17 protein-coding genes and 2 tRNA genes are annotated in these 16394 nt (G+C 71.7%); 9 read left to right on the top strand and 10 right to left on the bottom strand.

The window, feature by feature from the left end:
* Positions 1-114: 114 nt before the first annotated feature.
* From ACTHMS_RS15510 to ACTHMS_RS15470, 9 genes are all read right to left on the bottom strand, one after another.
* On the bottom strand, positions 115-1647 hold the full coding sequence (locus ACTHMS_RS15510; protein WP_440307571.1) for a M1 family aminopeptidase: 1533 nt from the start codon (positions 1645-1647) through the stop codon (positions 115-117).
* A complete protein-coding gene (locus tag ACTHMS_RS15505) occupies positions 1626-2123 on the bottom strand; it encodes a DUF2505 domain-containing protein (RefSeq protein WP_440307570.1) in 498 nt (165 codons plus the stop codon). The genes ACTHMS_RS15510 and ACTHMS_RS15505 overlap by 22 nt, the downstream gene beginning before the upstream one ends.
* Positions 2120-2563: a MaoC family dehydratase gene (locus ACTHMS_RS15500; protein ID WP_440307569.1), complete on the bottom strand. Its 444-nt coding sequence runs from the start codon at positions 2561-2563 to the stop codon at positions 2120-2122. The genes ACTHMS_RS15505 and ACTHMS_RS15500 overlap by 4 nt, the downstream gene beginning before the upstream one ends.
* Entirely contained in the window at positions 2560-3009 is a 450-nt protein-coding gene (locus tag ACTHMS_RS15495) for an FAS1-like dehydratase domain-containing protein (protein WP_440307568.1), read from the bottom strand. The genes ACTHMS_RS15500 and ACTHMS_RS15495 overlap by 4 nt, the downstream gene beginning before the upstream one ends.
* 1 nt (position 3010) lies before the next feature.
* Complete coding sequence (locus tag ACTHMS_RS15490; RefSeq protein WP_440307567.1) at positions 3011-3316, bottom strand: DUF4873 domain-containing protein; 306 nt, start codon at positions 3314-3316, stop codon at positions 3011-3013.
* Positions 3317-3327: 11 nt separating this feature from the next.
* On the bottom strand, positions 3328-4020 hold the full coding sequence (locus ACTHMS_RS15485) for a TetR/AcrR family transcriptional regulator (RefSeq protein ID WP_440307566.1): 693 nt from the start codon (positions 4018-4020) through the stop codon (positions 3328-3330).
* A gap of 166 nt (positions 4021-4186) precedes the next feature.
* Complete coding sequence (gene rpmG / locus ACTHMS_RS15480; protein WP_440307565.1) at positions 4187-4351, bottom strand: 50S ribosomal protein L33; 165 nt, start codon at positions 4349-4351, stop codon at positions 4187-4189.
* A 47-nt stretch (positions 4352-4398) separates the two neighbouring features.
* Positions 4399-4472 (bottom strand) — tRNA-Met (locus ACTHMS_RS15475).
* Between the two features lie 45 nt (positions 4473-4517).
* A tRNA-Thr gene (locus tag ACTHMS_RS15470) sits at positions 4518-4590 on the bottom strand.
* Positions 4591-4723: 133 nt separating this feature from the next.
* On the opposite strand from ACTHMS_RS15470, the gene ACTHMS_RS15465 reads away from it, so the two are divergent.
* From ACTHMS_RS15465 to ACTHMS_RS15425, 9 genes are all read left to right on the top strand, one after another.
* A complete protein-coding gene (locus ACTHMS_RS15465) occupies positions 4724-5005 on the top strand; it encodes a hypothetical protein (protein ID WP_440307564.1) in 282 nt (93 codons plus the stop codon).
* A 37-nt stretch (positions 5006-5042) separates the two neighbouring features.
* Entirely contained in the window at positions 5043-5876 is an 834-nt protein-coding gene (locus tag ACTHMS_RS15460; protein ID WP_440307563.1) for a hypothetical protein, read from the top strand.
* 27 nt (positions 5877-5903) lie between these two features.
* On the top strand, positions 5904-7859 hold the full coding sequence (locus ACTHMS_RS15455) for a fumarate reductase/succinate dehydrogenase flavoprotein subunit (protein WP_440307562.1): 1956 nt from the start codon (positions 5904-5906) through the stop codon (positions 7857-7859).
* On the top strand, positions 7856-8608 hold the full coding sequence (locus ACTHMS_RS15450) for a succinate dehydrogenase/fumarate reductase iron-sulfur subunit (RefSeq protein WP_440307561.1): 753 nt from the start codon (positions 7856-7858) through the stop codon (positions 8606-8608). Before ACTHMS_RS15455 ends, ACTHMS_RS15450 begins: the two co-directional genes overlap by 4 nt.
* Before the next feature lie 23 nt (positions 8609-8631).
* The gene (locus tag ACTHMS_RS15445; protein ID WP_440307573.1) at positions 8632-9651 is read left to right on the top strand and encodes an SDR family NAD(P)-dependent oxidoreductase; all 1020 of its coding nucleotides are present in this window, start codon (positions 8632-8634) and stop codon (positions 9649-9651) included.
* 251 nt (positions 9652-9902) lie between these two features.
* Entirely contained in the window at positions 9903-11408 is a 1506-nt protein-coding gene (locus tag ACTHMS_RS15440; protein ID WP_440307572.1) for a fatty acid desaturase, read from the top strand.
* Entirely contained in the window at positions 11405-11596 is a 192-nt protein-coding gene (locus tag ACTHMS_RS15435; protein WP_440307560.1) for a ferredoxin, read from the top strand. The genes ACTHMS_RS15440 and ACTHMS_RS15435 overlap by 4 nt, the downstream gene beginning before the upstream one ends.
* 2 nt (positions 11597-11598) lie before the next feature.
* The gene (locus tag ACTHMS_RS15430; RefSeq protein ID WP_440307559.1) at positions 11599-12921 is read left to right on the top strand and encodes an NAD(P)/FAD-dependent oxidoreductase; all 1323 of its coding nucleotides are present in this window, start codon (positions 11599-11601) and stop codon (positions 12919-12921) included.
* 13 nt (positions 12922-12934) lie between these two features.
* A complete protein-coding gene (locus tag ACTHMS_RS15425) occupies positions 12935-13552 on the top strand; it encodes a TetR family transcriptional regulator (protein WP_440307558.1) in 618 nt (205 codons plus the stop codon).
* Between the two features lie 27 nt (positions 13553-13579).
* Here the strand turns inward: ACTHMS_RS15425 and ACTHMS_RS15420 are convergent.
* Positions 13580-16394, bottom strand: a 2815-nt coding sequence (locus tag ACTHMS_RS15420; protein ID WP_440307557.1) for a calcium-binding protein, incomplete at its 5' end; no start/stop codon positions are given.

Here is a 16394-nt window from a genome sequence, read left to right as displayed (position 1 = left end):
GGGCCCCCCCCCCGGCCCCCCCCCGCCCCCAACCCCCACCCCGGGGGCGCGGCCCCCCCCCCCCGGGGCTGCCCGCGGCCCGCACCCCCCCTGGGCCGGGGGACAAGCGGTCGGTCACGGGAGCGCTCCGGCCTGCCGCAGGACGCGGATGGCGGCCGGCAGGTGGGCGAGCGCGGCCTGCAGGTCGGCGGGCGAGGCGATGCGCCAGGCGTTGTGCGCGACGTAGCAGCGCAGGGCGGCGTCGAACGCGGCGGGCCCGGCCGCCTGACGGGCGGCCTCGAGCGCCGCGGCGCCCTTGTCGTAGGTGACGAAGTAGTAGCCGTCGACGTTGTCGCCGTACGACTCGGTCGAGCGGTCGACGGTGCCCGGCTGCTGCAACACCTCGGCGGGCTCCGGCGTGCCGTCGACGAGCTGCTCGGAGAACTGCGCGAACGCCTCGTCCAGGTACGGGTGCAGCGCCTGCGAGTTGCCGACCATCGCGTAGAACCACTGGTGCGCGGTCTCGTGCACGGCGACCAGGCGCGAGCCGTCGAGCATCTGGATCGCGCCCGGGTACTCGACGCCCCCACCCTGCGACGGCACCCGCGCCACCGAGAGCGACGGGAACGGGAACGGGCCGTAGCGCGCGGTCAGCTCGCGGATCGCCCGCTCGAACTCCGGCACCAGCGCGTCGCGCACCCGGGCGCTGTACGCGCCCACGCGCAGGTGCACGCCGCCGACGTCGGCGTCGCCCACCTGGAACGGCCCGACGGCCACGCTCACGTCGCGGGCCGCGGACAGGGTGCTCGTCCAGACGCGGTCGGCGCCCTGGGTCGTCGGCGTGGTGGGGTTGCCGCTCGCGAGCACCGTGTACCGGGCCGGCGCCGCGACCCGCAGGGACAGGTCCATCGCCTCGCTCGTCGCGCTCTCGGCGGTGAACCTGATCATGTCCTCGGTGTGCCAGCCGAACCCGCGCTGCCAGGCGAGCAGCGGCTCCCCCGAACCGAACCAGGCGAAGGACTGCCCGCCCCGCACGGTGCGCCCGAAGCGGTCGAAGGACTCGGTGCCCAGGGTGAGCCGGAAGGTGATCGTGGCCGACACCGTCGTGCCCGCCGCGATCGGGCGCGGGTAGGGCAGGTGCAGCAGGCCGCCCTGGGTGGACGCCGCCGCCCCGGCCCGGGTGAAGGCGGGACGCCCGGCGCCGTGGTCGCCGGTGGCCGACAGCACGTCGATGCGGTTGCCCTCGGCCACGGTCGGCGCCGTGTTCGCGGTGAGCCGGAAGACCAGCTCGGTGATCGGACGGTCGGGCGTGAACGAGATCCGTTCGGTGCCGTCGACCGTGTGCAGGTGGTCGGCGACCCGGAAGTCCAGCGCCATCCGCGGGCGGTGCGGGTCGGGCTGCGCGTCGGTCGAACACGACGTCCCGGTCGCAGGCGGCGAGGCGGACGAGGTGGACGGTGCGGAGGGCGGCACGGAGCCCGGCGTCGACGAGCCGCCCGCTGCCGGCGGTGCGGTCGCCGACGACGCCGACGACGGCACCGACGTGGAGCTGCGGGACGCCGCGCTGCCGTGCCCGCCGACGGCCGACGTGCAGCCGCCGAGGACGAGCACCGCGCCGACGGCGGCCAGGCGGTGCGTCCGGGTGCTCAGTGGACGCCGGCCGCCCACGTCTCGCCCGTCTGCACCTCGGCGTCGATGATCCGCAGGATGATCGGGACGCTCGCCGCCTCGACCTTGCGGCCGACGAGCGGGATGCCGACGGTGAAGTCGCCGTCGACGGTCAGCCGGGTGCCGCCGTCGTGCGGCACGAGCTCGATGGTGCCGACCAGCTTCGCGGGCAGGCCGTGGATGCCGACGTGCACCTCGGCGATGCGACCGCCGTCGGCCGACGGGCCGCCCCAGGTGATCGTCTCGGTCGAGCTGACGCCGCTCGGCACGAACTTGCGCAGCAGCGCCGGGAAGTCGTCGGTGGGCATGCGGCGGGTCGTCCGGACGATCGCGCCGGCGCCGTCGGTCTCGACCTCCACCGACCAGGACAGGGCACCGGCGTCGCGGCACTTCTGCTCCTGGAACGCGGGGGTGCAGACCATCTCGAACACCTCGGCGGCGGACCGTTCGTGCCGCAGCGTGCGTTCGACCTTCACGTGGTGCGTCCCTTCGCCGTGGGACTCGCGGTGGCACGGGCCTTGGCCAGCACCGTCTGTCCGTCGACGGTGACGGTCAGGTCGACCACCACCGAGCCGTCGTCGCGCACCTCGCGCACCGAGCCGGCGACGTGCAGGGTCGCACCCTCGGGATCCGGCACGACCACCGGGCGGGTGAACCGCACGCCGTACTCCGTCACCGCACCCGGGTCGCCGAGCCAGTCGGTCACGACACGCACGGCCGTGGCCATGGTGAACATGCCGTGCGCGATGACGTCGGGCAGCCCGACCTCCTTCGCGAACCGCTCGTTCCAGTGGATCGGGTTGAAGTCACCGGACGCGCCCGCGTACCGCACCAGGTCGAGGCGGCTGATCGGGAAGGTCTGCGCGGGGAGCTCGTCGCCGACCTGCACACGGCTCGGCCCCACACCGGCGCTCATGCCGCCGTCCCGCGGGCGACGATCGTCGACACGGCCGTCACGACCGGCTCGCCGTCGACGGTGCTGACGTCGGCGCGGGTGGTGACGATGTCGTTGCCGGCGGCGGCGCGGATGTTCTCGACCGTCACGACGACCTGCAGCACGTCGCCGGCGTACACCGGGCGGGCGTAGCGGAACTGCTGCTCGCCGTGCACCACCCGCGAGTAGTCGATGCCGAGATCGGGATCCTTGATCACCTGGTGTCCGGCCGAGAGGGTCAGGCGGATCGCGAAGGTCGGTGGCGCGACGACGTCGGGATGCCCCAGTGCCTGCGCCGCGGCGCGGTCGCGGTACACCGGGTTGGGGTCGTTGATGGCATCGGCGAACTCGCGGATCTTCTCGCGCGACACCTCGTAGGGCTCGGTCGCGGGGTACACGCGGCCGATGTAGGCCGGGTCGACCGGCATGTCAGCCCCCGTCCGGCAGGTCGCTCAGCACCGGGAACGGTGCGGGACCGAAGCCCTCGACCCGCGGCCGGCCCCACGGGTCGACGTCGGTCAGGGTGGTGTCGACCTCGCCGTGCGGCGTGCGCAGGGTGACCCGCCGGGCCCCCGCCGCGACGAGGGCGGTGACCTCCGGGCTCGCCGCGACGCGTCCGTACCAGCGGTAGTGGCCGCTGATCGGGTCGAAGTGACCGCGCAGCGTCACCCGCGTCGCCACGGCCGTGTCGCCGTCGAGCAGCTCGGCCGCGCCGTCATAGCCGTCGTCGTCCACGCGTCCCCGTCTCAGACCGCCGGCCCGATGGGCAGCGGCTCGTCGTAGTGGATGGTGATGCCCTCGGCGCGCGCGCTGCCCTGCAGCAGGTTCCACACGCCGCCGCAGATGAGGTCGATGATCCGTTCTCGCGGCATCTCGTCCTGGTGCTTGAGCCACCACGACCCGGTCGCCTCGACGAAGCCGACCAGGCCGTGCGCGCCGGGCTCGGCCTGCTCGTCGTCGATGCCGAACATCAGCATGAGGATCTTGAGCAGCGCCGCGACCTGCACGGCGAGGGTGTTCTCGACGACGTCGAGCGACGAGCCGTTCCGCAGCGTGCGCAGGAAGTAGTAGAGGTTCGGATGGTCGCCGAGCCAGTCGATGATGGTCGCGATCGTCGTGGTGATGATGTCGCGGGGCGTGCTCTGCGGGCTGATCGCGAGCTTCGGCAGCACGCTCTCGGTGACCGCCATGACGACGTGGTCGGCGATGGCCTGGCGCAGGTCCTCGCGGTCGCGGAAGTAGCGGTACAGCACGGTGCGGCTGACCCCGGCCAGCTCGGCGATCTGCTCGGCGCTCGCCTCGGGACCGTGCAGGTCGATGGCGTCGGCACCCGCCGCCACGAAGGCGGCTCGGCGCTCGACGCGGTGCTGCGTCCAGCGCGACCGGCGACCGTCCGGGCGTGCGCCGGCGGCGGCCGCCGGGCCCACCTCGGTCGTCATCGCCGCTCCGTCCTCGCTCGCGCGCCGTCGGTGTCCGTCGGCGCCGTGGCGGTGATCGTAGTCCCCGGACGGGTTGACGCGACGGACCGTGACGGCATCCTGCCATCCCGTGACATGCAGCGGCCCCGCTCGACCTGGACGGTCGGCGGGGCCGGTCAGCGCTGGGTCAGCGCGTCTCGCGGTGCTCGGTGTGCTTGCCGCAGTTCGGGCAGAACTTGTTCATCGCCAGGCGGTCCGGGTCGTTGCGCCGGTTCTTGCGGGTGATGTAGTTGCGGTGCTTGCAGACGGTGCAAGCCATGGTGATCTTCGGACGGACATCGGTGGCAGCCACGAAAGGGCCCTTCTCAGACGACGACTACTGGGAACTGCGAGGTTGTGTAGCGAGGGCCGGACTTGAACCGGCGACACAGCGATTATGAGCCGCTTGCTCTACCAGACTGAGCTACCCCGCCTTGGCCGCTGCGAACGACTCCAGCGATCCAGAGTACGCCGGCCGGAGCCCCTTTACGGAATCGAACCGTAGACCTTCTCCTTACCATGGAGACGCTCTGCCGACTGAGCTAAAGGGGCAGGTACAGCAGGGGGAAACACTACACGACCCCGGGAACCGCTGTGGCCGCAGGGTGTGTGCCTGCTTGCCTCGACCGCTGCAGTGCGTGAGGATCACGACTGTCCGTGTCGCACGTCACAGCGGAGATCATCGATGACAGTCACGACCGAGTTGTCCCACCTCCACCGGACCGTCGACGAGCTGCGCTCGATCATCGATTCCGTCCGCGGTCGCTACGGCGACATCCCGGCCGTGCGGCGCCTCGTCGGCGACGTCGACCGGCTCGACCTCGACGCCGCCGAGCTCGACACCCTGCCCGCGCCCGAGGCGCGCCCCGTGGCCGCCGGCCCGGTGCACGTCATCGACGACCGGCCGCACGACCCCTCGCTCTGGGCGGACGCCGACGACGAGGGCCTCGGCGGCTACCACCGGTGAGCGCTCCGGCCAGCCCCCCGACGCCGGACGCCCACAGATGACCGCCACCCAGCCGCGGCCCGACTCGAAGCGGACCGCCGGCACGGCCGCCCCGGGCCGCGCCACCATCGACGCCCGCACGCTGCGCACCGACCGCTGGTGGCAGGCGCCGCTCATCACGGCGCTGCTGCTCAGCGCGTGGGTGCTGTACGCGTTCGTCCGCACCGTCTGGCAGGCCGCCTACTTCGCCGCGCCCGAGCACTACCTGTCGCCGTTCTACTCGCCGTGCGTCACGGCGAGCTGCACGTCGGGCTCGCGCGACTTCGGCACCTGGTTCGGTCACTTCCCGGCGCTGATCCCGTTCGCGATCGTGACGCTGCCGTTCCTGCTCGGGTTCCGGCTCACCTGCTACTACTACCGGCGCTCGTACTACCGCGCGTTCTGGCAGTCGCCGCCGGCGTGCGCCGTCGCCGAGCCGCACACCAACTACACCGGCGAGACGCGGTTCCCGCTCGTGCTGCAGAACCTGCACCGCTACTTCTGGGTGGCCGCGGGTGTCATCTCGATCGTCAACACCTGGGACGTGGTGCAGGCGTTCCGTCCGGAGGGGCACTCGTTCGGCTTCGGTCTCGGCACCGTGATCATGCTCGTCAACGTCGTGCTGCTGTGGGCCTACACGCTGTCGTGCCACTCGTGCCGGCACATCGTCGGCGGCCGCATGCGCAACTTCTCGGCCCACCCGCTGCGGTACCGGGCCTGGACGTTCGTGTCGAAGCTCAACGCGAAGCACATGCAGTTGGCCTGGACGACGCTGGCGACGCTGCTCATCACCGATGCCTACATCGCGTTCGTCGCCGCCGGCACGTTCTCCGACCCGCGCTTCGTGAACTAGGCCGTCCGTCAGACGAGGAGCCCCTGCATGGCCGAGGTGGAACAGCACCGGTACGACGTCCTCGTGATCGGCGCGGGTGGTGCAGGCCTGCGCGCCGCCGTCGCCGCGCGCGAGGCCGGCCTGCGGGTGGCGGTGATCTGCAAGTCGTTGTTCGGCAAGGCCCACACCGTGATGGCCGAGGGCGGCTGTGCGGCGTCCATGGGCAATGTGAACAGCAACGACAACTGGATGGTGCACTTCCGCGACACCATGCGCGGCGGCAAGTTCCTCAACAGCTGGCGGATGGCCGAGCTGCACGCCAAGGAGGCGCCCGACCGCGTCTGGGAGCTCGAGACCTACGGCGCGCTGTTCGACCGCACCAAGGACGGACGCATCAGCCAGCGCAACTTCGGCGGGCACAGCTACCCGCGGCTGGCGCATGTCGGCGACCGCACCGGCCTCGAGCTGATCCGCACGCTGCAGCAGAAGATCGTGTCGCTGCAGCAGGCCGATGCCCGCGCCGCCGGGCAGACGCACGGTGCCAGCGACGGCAAGCTCAAGGTCTTCGCCGAGTGCACGATCACCGAGATCCTCAAGGACGGCGACCGCGTCTCCGGCGCGTTCGGCTACTGGCGCGAGTCCGGGCGGTTCGTCGTCTTCCACGCGCCCGCCGTCATCCTCGCCACCGGCGGCATCGGCAAGTCGTTCAAGGTCACCTCGAACTCGTGGGAGTACACCGGCGACGGGCACGCGCTCGCCCTGCGGGCCGGCTCGACGCTCGTGAACATGGAGTTCATCCAGTTCCACCCCACCGGCATGGTCTGGCCGCCGTCGGTGAAGGGCATCCTCGTCACCGAGTCGGTGCGCGGCGACGGTGGCGTGCTGCGCAACAGCGAGGGCAAGCGGTTCATGTTCGACTACGTGCCGGACGTCTTCCGCAAGCAGTACGCGGAGACCGAGGACGAGGCCGACCGCTGGTACAGCGACGCCGACAACAACCGGCGCCCTCCGGAGCTGCTCCCCCGCGACGAGGTGGCCCGCGCGATCAACAGCGAGGTGAAGGCCGGCCGCGGGTCACCGCACGGCGGCGTCTTCCTCGACATCGCCTCCCGGCTGCCGGCCGAGGAGATCCTGCGGCGGCTGCCGTCGATGCACCACCAGTTCAAGGAGCTGGCCGACGTCGACATCACCGCCGAGCCGATGGAGGTCGGGCCGACCTGCCACTACGTCATGGGCGGTGTCGAGGTCGACCCCGACACGGCGGCTGCGGCCCGGGTGCCCGGGCTGTTCGCCGCCGGCGAGGTGGCCGGCGGCATGCACGGCTCGAACCGGCTCGGCGGCAACTCGTTGTCCGACCTGCTCGTCTTCGGCAAGCGCGCCGGCGACGGCGCGGTGGCGTACGTGCAGGGGCTGGCCGAGCGGCCGAAGGTCAGCGAGGCGCAGGTCGTCGCGGCCTCGCGCGCGGCGCTCGCGCCGTTCGAGGTCACCGAGGGCGGCGAGAACCCCTACGCCATCCAGTCGGACCTGCAGCAGTCGATGAACGACCTGGTCGGGATCATCCGCAAGGAGAAGGAGATGGAGGAGGCGATCCTTCGTCTCGAGGCCTTCAAGGCGCGGGTGCCGAACGCGCGCGTCGAGGGCGACCGCCACTTCAACCCCGGCTGGCACACCGCGCTCGACCTGCGCAACATGCTGCTGGTCTCGGAGTGCGTCGCGAAGGCCGCGCTGCTGCGGCAGGAGTCGCGCGGCGGTCACACCCGCGACGACTACCCCGGCATGGACGCGGAGTGGGGCCAGCGCAATCTCATCTGCTCGGTGGTCGGCGACGCGGTGCAGGTGGTCGAGCAGGTGATGCCGCCGATGCGGCTCGACCTGGTCGAGCTGTTCGACCCCGACGAGCTGGCGAAGTACTTCACCAAGCAGGACATGGCCGTGCTCGAGGCGGGCGAGTGGCCGCCGACGGAACCGCGGGAACCGCTGACGGAGGGGATCGTCCCGGCATGAGCTACACCGCGCACTTCCGCGTCTGGCGCGGCACCGCCGAGGGCGGCGACCTGCAGGATTTCCAGGTCGAGGTGAACGAGGGCGAGGTCGTCCTCGACATCATCCACCGGCTGCAGGCCACCCAGGCCGGCGATCTGGCCGTGCGCTGGAACTGCAAGGCCGGCAAGTGCGGCTCGTGCTCGGCCGAGGTGAACGGACGCCCCCGGCTGATGTGCATGACCCGCATGTCGACCTTCAGCGAGGCCGAGACGATCACCGTCACGCCGCTGCGCACGTTCCCGGTGCTGAAGGACCTCGTCACCGACGTCGGCTACAACTACCGCAAGGCCGAGGAGGTGCCGGCGTTCGCGCCACCGAAGGGCGTCGCGCCCGGCGAGTACCGCATGATGCAGGTCGACGTCGAGCGCTCGCAGGAGTTCCGCAAGTGCATCGAGTGCTTCCTGTGCCAGAACGTCTGCCACGTGGTGCGTGACCACGAGGACAACAAGACCGCCTACTCGGGTCCGCGCTTCCTGATGCGCATCGCCGAGCTCGACATGCACCCGCTCGACGCCCTCGACCGGCAGCACACCGCGCAGGAGGACCACGGCCTCGGGATGTGCAACATCACCAAGTGCTGCACCGAGGTCTGCCCCGAGCACATCAAGATCACCGACAATGCGCTGATCCCGCTCAAGGAGCGGGTGGTGGACCGCAAGTACGATCCACTGGTCTGGCTGGGCAGCAAGATCCGTCGTCGACCGACCTGACCGTCCGAACCGTGGGGGCCGCCATGAACCCGTTGCAGCAGCTCGCAGGCATCGCCGGCAAGCCCGTGGGCGCGGTCTCGCACCTGCTCAACCGCCCGACCACGAGCGGGCGGCACCGTCCGTTCTACGGGTTGAACGTGATCGACGCGATCCGCGGCGGCACGCTCGAGGACGCCGTGCGCGGGCGCACGACGATGATCACCGGGGCGTCGTCCGGCATCGGGCTCGCGACCGCGCTGAAGATCGGCGAGGCGGGCGGCGAGGTCGTGCTGGTCGCGCGCGGCCGCGAGAAGCTCGAGGAGACGGCTGCCGCGGTCGACGCCGCGGGCGGGAAGGCGCACGTGTACCCGTGCGACCTCTCGGACATGGACGCGATCGGCGAGATGGCCGCGAAGGTGATCAGCGACCTCGGCGGCGTCGACATCCTCATCAACAACGCGGGCCGGTCGATCCGGCGCTCGCTCGAGCTGTCGTACGACCGGTTCCACGACTACCAGCGCACGATGACGCTGAACTACTTCGCGCCGGTGCGCCTCATGCTCGCGCTGCTGCCGGGCATGCGCGAGCGCCAGTTCGGCCACGTCATCAACGTGTCGTCGATCGGCGTGCAGACGCGCATGCCGCGCTTCGGCGCGTACATCGCGAGCAAGGCCGCGCTCGACACCCTCTCGGACTCGTGGCAGGCCGAGACGCACAGCGACAACGTGCGGTTCTCGACCGTGCACATGGTGCTCGTGCGTACCCCGATGATCGAGGCGACGACGATCTACCAGAAGTTCCCGACGCTCTCGCCGGAGGAGGCGGCCGACGTCCTCTGCGAGACGGTGATCCACCGGCCGCGGCGCGTCTCGCCGCCGTTCGGCCAAGTCGCCGCGTTCGCCGACGCGATCAGCCCGCAGATCATGGACGCCGTCCGCAACCGCGGCTACCGCCTGTTCGGCGACTCGCAGGCCGCCCGTGGCGAACTCGCCGCCCCGACCGCCGAGCAGGTCACCCGCGAGGGCCGCCTCTTCGCCGAGATCACCCGCGGCACCCACTGGTAGCCGCGCGCACCGGATCTTGATGGCCGCACCGGGGCATGCCTCGCCACGGCCATCACGGTCGGGTCGGACACCGTCGCGTCCGGCCGGATCGAGATGCGTTGGACGACGCATGCCCCGGCGACGGCGTGAAGATCCGGTCCACGGCTCCGGCGACTTTACAAACGGCTTCCTCTTGTCAAGCGGTTGACACTCCCCTACCGTTTGTCCAACGGCAGGTGTGACACCTCGTGACAGGAGGATGCGCGATGACGGTGCTCGACACGACCGGGACGATCCCCGCGGGCTCGCAGGAGCAGTGGCGGGACAAGAAGCGGCGGCTCTGGCTGTTCGGGCTCGTCGTGCCGTCGCTGGGGATCGTCGCGATGGTGGTGCACCACCTCACCCGCTTCGGCCCGATCCTCTGGCTCGGCCCGATCCTCATCTTCGGCATCATCCCCATCGTCGACCTCGTCGTCGGGCTCGACCGCTCGAACCCGCCGGACGACGTGATCGAGGCGCTCGAGCGCGACCGGTACTACCGCTGGATCACCTACCTTTTCCTGCCGATCCAGTACGGCGCGTTCGTCGCGGCCATGTGGTACATCGCGGGCGCCGGGCACCTCGACGTCGTCGGAAAGATCGGCCTGGCGATGACGATCGGCACGATCGGCGGCATCGGCATCAACACCGCCCACGAACTCGGCCACAAGAAGGAGAGCCACGAGCGCTGGCTGTCGAAGATCGCGCTGGCGCAGAGCGCGTACGGCCACTTCTACATCGAGCACAACCGCGGCCACCACGTGCGCGTCGCGACGCCGGAGGACCCGGCCAGCAGCCGCTTCGGCGAGAACTTCTACCAGTTCTGGCCGCGCACGGTGGCCGGCTCGCTGAAGAGCGCGTGGGGGATCGAGCGCAAGCGGTACGCGCGCAAGCAGCAGCACCCGTTCCGCATCGGCAACGACGTGCTGAACGCCTGGCTGATGACCCTCGCGCTGTACGCCGTCATGATCGGCTGGCTCGGCTGGGGCGTCGCGCCGTACATCGCGCTGCAGGCCGTCATCGGCTTCTCGCTGCTCGAGGTCGTCAACTACCTGGAGCACTACGGCATGCTGCGCCAGCAGGTCGGCCCCGAGGGCAAGCGCCGCTACGAGCGCTGCGCGCCGAGCCACAGCTGGAACAGCAACAACATCGCGACGAACATCCTGCTGTACCACCTGCAGCGGCACAGCGACCATCACGCGAACCCCACCCGCCGCTACCAGACGCTGCGCGACTTCGAAGAGAGCCCGGTGCTGCCGACCGGGTACGCCGGCATGATCATGCTCGCGCTCGTGCCGCCGCTGTGGCGCAAGGTGATGGACCCCCGTGTGCTCGCGCACGTCGACGGCGACATCACGCTGGTCAACATCCATCCGCGCAAGCGCGACCGCATCGTCGCGAAGTACACGGCGCTGCAGGCCGAACAGCGGGCCGCCGCCCGCCGCCGCGAGGCGCTCGACACCGCCGTCTCGCTCGAGGCGCTGCGCATCGACCTCGACGAGGTCATCGGCGGCGAGTGCCCCGGCTGCGAGTACATCTACGACGAGGCCGTCGGCGACGCCCGCGAGGGGTTCGCGCCGGGCACGCCGTGGGCCACCATCCCGGACAGCTGGTGCTGCCCCGACTGTGGCGTGCGCGAGAAGATCGACTTCATCCCACTGACCCGCACCGGCCGGCAGGCCACCCTGGCGCGGGCCGCCCGCCTGCAGGACGAGCAGACCGAGGAGCACGCCGAATGAGGATCGTCGTCGACCGTGACCGCTGCGAGGGTCTCGGCATGTGCGAGGCCATGGCCCACGAGTACTTCGAGGTCGGCGAGGACGGCTACGTCACGGTCCTCGACGACACCCCGCCCGAGGCCAAGCGCGCCGAGATCCAGGCCGCCGTCGACGCCTGCCCCGTCGCTGCGCTGAGCCTGCGCGACTGACCGTGCGGCACCTGGTCGTCGTCGGCGCCTCGCTCGCCGGGCTGCGCGCGGTCGAGGCGGCGCGGCGGCACGGGCACCCGGGGCCGATCACGCTCGTCGGCGCCGAGCCGCACCTGCCCTACGACCGGCCGCCGCTGTCGAAGGCGTTCCTGGACGCGACCGGGCCGGCGTCCGTCGTCCCGCTGCAGCCCGAGGCGCACCTGCGCGACGAGCTCGGCGTCGAGCTGCTGCTCGGCACGCCCGCCACGGCACTCGACACCGACGCCTGCGAGCTGCACCTCGGCGACCGCACGGTCAGCTATGACGAGCTGATCATCGCCACGGGCGCGTCCCCGCACCCCTTCCCCGGCCTCGAGACGACCGCTTGTCTCCCGCGCCAGTCATCTGGGACGCCGGGAGACGGCTGGGCCGGGGGACGAGCGGTGTCAGGTGTGCATTCACTTCGCACCTTCGACGATGCGCTGGCGATCCGTGCGGCGCTGGACGCCGGTGCGCGCACGGTGGTCGTGGGTGCCGGCTTCATCGGTTCGGAGGTCGCATCCGCCGCCCGCAAGCGCGGGCTGCCGGTCACCGTCGTCGAGGCGGCACCGGTGCCGCTGCAGCGCAGCGTCGGGCCCGAACTCGGTGCCGTCTGCGCCGACCTGCACCGGGCCAACGGCACCGACCTGCGGCTCGACGTCGGCGTCGCCCGTCTCGAGTCGGCCGGCGGCCGGGTCACGGGCGTCCGGCTCGCCGACGGCACCCTGCTGCCCGCCGACCTCGTCGTCCTCGGGATCGGCGTCGCCCCGAACACCGCGTGGCTGCAGGGCAGCGGCGTCGCGCTGCACGAGCATGACGGCGGCGTGCTCGCCGACGCCACCCTCGCCACTGGTGCGCCCCACGTGTGGGCCGCCGGCGACGTCGTGCACGCGCCGAACCCGCTGTTCGACGACGACCTGCTGCGCCTCGAGCACTGGACGAACGCGGCCGAGCAGGGCGCGGCCGCAGCCCGCCATGCGGTCGACCCCGCGGCCGCCGCGCCGCTGGCGTCCGTCCCGTACTTCTGGAGCGACTGGTACGGCCACCGGCTGCAGTTCGTCGGCATGCCCCGCGCGGACGAGACCTGGGTGGCGAACCCGGGTGACGTCGACGCCACCGCACACGGCTTCCTGGCCCTCTACCGGCGTGGTGACCGGGTGGTCGGTGCGCTGTCGATCGACCGCCCGCGCGAGATCATGAAGTACCGCGCCCGTATTGCCCAGCGCGGCCGCTGGGACGACACCGTGGCCTTCGCCCATGAGTCGGGCGCCGGCGACGTGTCGGTCGCGTCGGGCCGGAGCGGCTGACGGGCCACCTAGCATGGTGATCGTGACGGCCGGGCTCCCGACCGCGGCGGGCGGCCGCGACAGCACCGGCGGCGAGCCGGGTCTGCGTGAGCGGATCATCGCCGCCGCCCTCGACCTCACCACCGAGGCGGGCTGGTCAGGTGTGACGATGGGCCGTCTCGCCGATCGCGTCGGCGTGAGCCGCCAGACGGTCTACAACGAGGTCGGGGCGAAGCCGGCGCTGGCCGAGTCGATGGTGCTCCACGAGCTGCAGCGCTTCCTCGCGGTCGTCGACACCTCGTTCGACGCCCACCCGGGTGACCTGCTCACGGCGCTGCGCGCGGCGATCCGCGAGATCCTCGAGATGGCCGAGGACAACCCGCTGCTGCACGCCGTCGCGTCCGCGACCCACGGCACGGACACCGAACTGCTGCCCCTGCTGACGACCCATTCCGAGACGCTGCTCGAGATGGCGCAGCAGGCCATCCTCGGCCGACTCGCGAACTACTCGCTGGACCTGACCGAGCAGGAACGATCGGTGATCGTCGACGTCATCGTGCGCACCGTGCTCAGCCACGTGATGCGGCCGTCCGGTGACCCGGCGGCGACCGCCGACGGCCTGGCCTGGGTCGTCGCGCCCTTCCTGCGCTGACGACCACAGACCAGGCCGTATCCCGCCTCAGCAGGTGAAGTGGCCCGGCGTGCCCGGGTAGTCCTGACCCGCGTTCCCCTTCGCGTCACCCGGGTAGATGATCGACGCCTCGTAGCCGCCGGAGCTGGTGACGGTGGCCGGGTCGACCGCGCCGTCGGCCTGCGCCAGTTGCTGGACGAACGACCGCAGGCCCGGGCTGAGCGCCCGGTTGATCTGCCAGCCGCCGTACGGGGCCGTGCACACGTACTCGAGGTTGTACGCGCCGTTGTCGTCGATCATGCGGTCACCGAGCCCGGTCGGCTGCGACTGCATGACGTCGCGGTTGAAGCCGCCGTACATGATGTCGCCGAACAGGCTGGTGTTCTTGCCGGTGCCGCCGTTGTCGTCGCCGCCGGGGTCGGTGTCGTAGCTGCCCGACACCAGCGGGAAGCGCGATGCGTAGCTCTGCATCCCGTACCCCGTCGACGAACACCCCTCGGCCGCGAGCAGCGCCGCCGGCGCCACCGTCAGCGTCGGGAACAGCATCGCCTGGCAGGCGCGCGACTCGTTGACCTTCAGCGCGATGCCACTGTCGGACCGACGCAGGTCGAGGTCGTCGTTGCCGGTGCCGCCCCAGGCGTGGTCGTTGCCCGGGCCGCCCTGCAGCGAGTCGTTGCCGTCGCCGCCGAACAGCACGTCGTCGCCACCCGTCGAGGCCGGCGCACCCGCGACGTGCGGGCCGTCGTCACCCTCCAGGAAGTCGTCGCCCGGGCTGCCGTGCAGGGCGTCGTTGCCCTGCCCGCCGAACTCGACGTCGTGCTGGCTGTTCTGGCCCGCTGCCGTCGCGACGTTCCAGTTCGGCACCGCGGTGAGCACGCCGTTGACGTACTCCTTCGACAGGTCGACCCGGTCGATCGTGTCACCGCTGCTCGGGTAGGTGAACGTGCCGTACGGCGGGCCACCGGTCGTCCCGATCGTCGTCGGGCCGCTGCCCTTGGCGAACGGCACGATCGTGACCAGCCCGCGGGTGCCGACGATGCCGTCGTCGCCGCCGTCGCCACAGAGCGTGTCGCTGCCGTAGCCACCGACGATCACGTCCTGCCCGGCGTTGGCGTCGGGCCCGGTCGCCAGGCACTCGTCGACCCGCGGGCTGCCCGCGAGCGGCGTGTCACCGTGCACGGCGTCCGAACCGTCCTCGCCGTAGAGGACGTCGTTGCCGCTGTCGCCCTCGACGTAGTCGTTGCCGTCGGACGTGGTGTTCGTCGGCGACTGCCCGAGCAGGGTGACGTACCGCGTGCGTGCGACGCCGAGGCCGGTCGTCGAGATGGCGCCGCTCTGGGCCACCCCCGGCGCACTGCCCACCTTCTCGTTGCCGTAGTCGGTGGTGCCCCACGTGCAGGCGTCACTGCCCGCCGGCGTGCCCTTGCCGCCGCTCACCGTCGCCGGGCAACGGTCGATGCGCGCGTTGTTCGCGGCGATGACGTCGTCGTCACCCGCGGCGGTCGAGCCGCCGCAGACGAAGCCGCAGAGCACGTTGCCGTCGCGCTGACCGCCGCCGGCGTCCGTGCCGCTCGGCGTCGCGGCCGCGACGTCGTCGTTCGTCTTCCCGCTCGGGGGCGACGGCAGCGCGATCGGGCTGGTGCCGCCGACGATGTCGTCAGCACCCTGACCGCCCTGGACGAGGTTCCGCCCGGGGCCGCCCTCGAGGTAGTCGTCGTCGAAGCCACCACTGATCGTGTCGTTGCCCAGGGCGCCGAAGATCTTGTCGTCGCCCAGGTTGCCCCGCAGGGTGTCGTCGCCGCCGATGGTGAGCAGGTCGAGATCGGCCTGCGTGCGGATGAACGCGTGGTCGTTCCCGTTCACCGCCCAGACCCCGTTGCTCACCGTGCGGGTGATGACGCCGTTGCCGCCGAGGATCACGTCGGCACCGCCACCGCCGTCGATGGTGTTGCCGAGCGTGCCCGTGCCGGGGATGGTCAGCAGCGGGTTGCCCGGCACCGTCAGCGGCGCGCCGCCCGCGGTGCCGTCGCTGACGAGCGACGTCGTGACACCGGTGGGCAGGTAGGTCGGCGCGGTGCCGCCGATCAGGTCGTCGTCGCCGGCGCCGCCCGCGATGGTGTCCGACCCGGCGCCGCCCTCGACGTCGTCGTTGCCGACGAACACGCCCGTGGTGTCGTCCACCCCGTTGGTGCCGTCCGGCCCGCCGAAGATCCGGTCGTTGCCGGTCTCGCCGAGCAGCACGTCGTCACCGCTCCCGCCGTAGATGGTGTCCGAGCCGCCGCGCGAGTCGACCGTGCACGACCCGCCGCCCGGGCAGTCGGTGACGTCGAGCTGCCGGACGACCGGCCGCACCAGGTTGCCGTTCGGGTGTCCCGCGTCGACCGAGCCCAGGTCGGCCGCGCTGAACTGCCACGCGGTCGGCGCGGACGACGGCCCGGTCGGGCAGCCGTTCGCGAGCGTCGGGGCGCCGCCGGTGCCGCGGCTGATGCAGCCGTTGTCACCGAGCACGACGTCGCCGGTGTCCGGTGTCGCCGGGAGGCCGCCGGTGCGGCCGTCGGCGTAGATCGTGTCGCCGGCATCGGGCACCTGGGCCACGGTGAGCGCGTCCGCGCCACTGGTCGGCAGCGTCAGCGGTGAGGTGCCGCCGACGATGTCGTTGCCGCCCGGGCCACCGAAGATCGTGTCGGTGCCCTGGTTGCCCTCGACGTAGTTCTCGCCGTCGCCTGTGCGGATCGTGTCGTCGCCCTTGCCACCGAAGATCTGGTCGGCGCCGTCGCCGCCCGTGATCGTGTCGTCGCCGCCCACGGTCAGCAGCGCGAGCTGCTGCACCGCCCGGACGGCCCCGCCGGTGTTCGGGTCGGTC

Source organism: Jatrophihabitans sp. (assembly GCF_051960575.1).
GTDB lineage: Bacteria > Actinomycetota > Actinomycetes > Mycobacteriales > Jatrophihabitantaceae > JBQCEE01.
The sequence above is the reverse complement of the archived record's forward strand: the minus strand, read 5'-3'. Positions and strand labels throughout refer to the sequence as shown.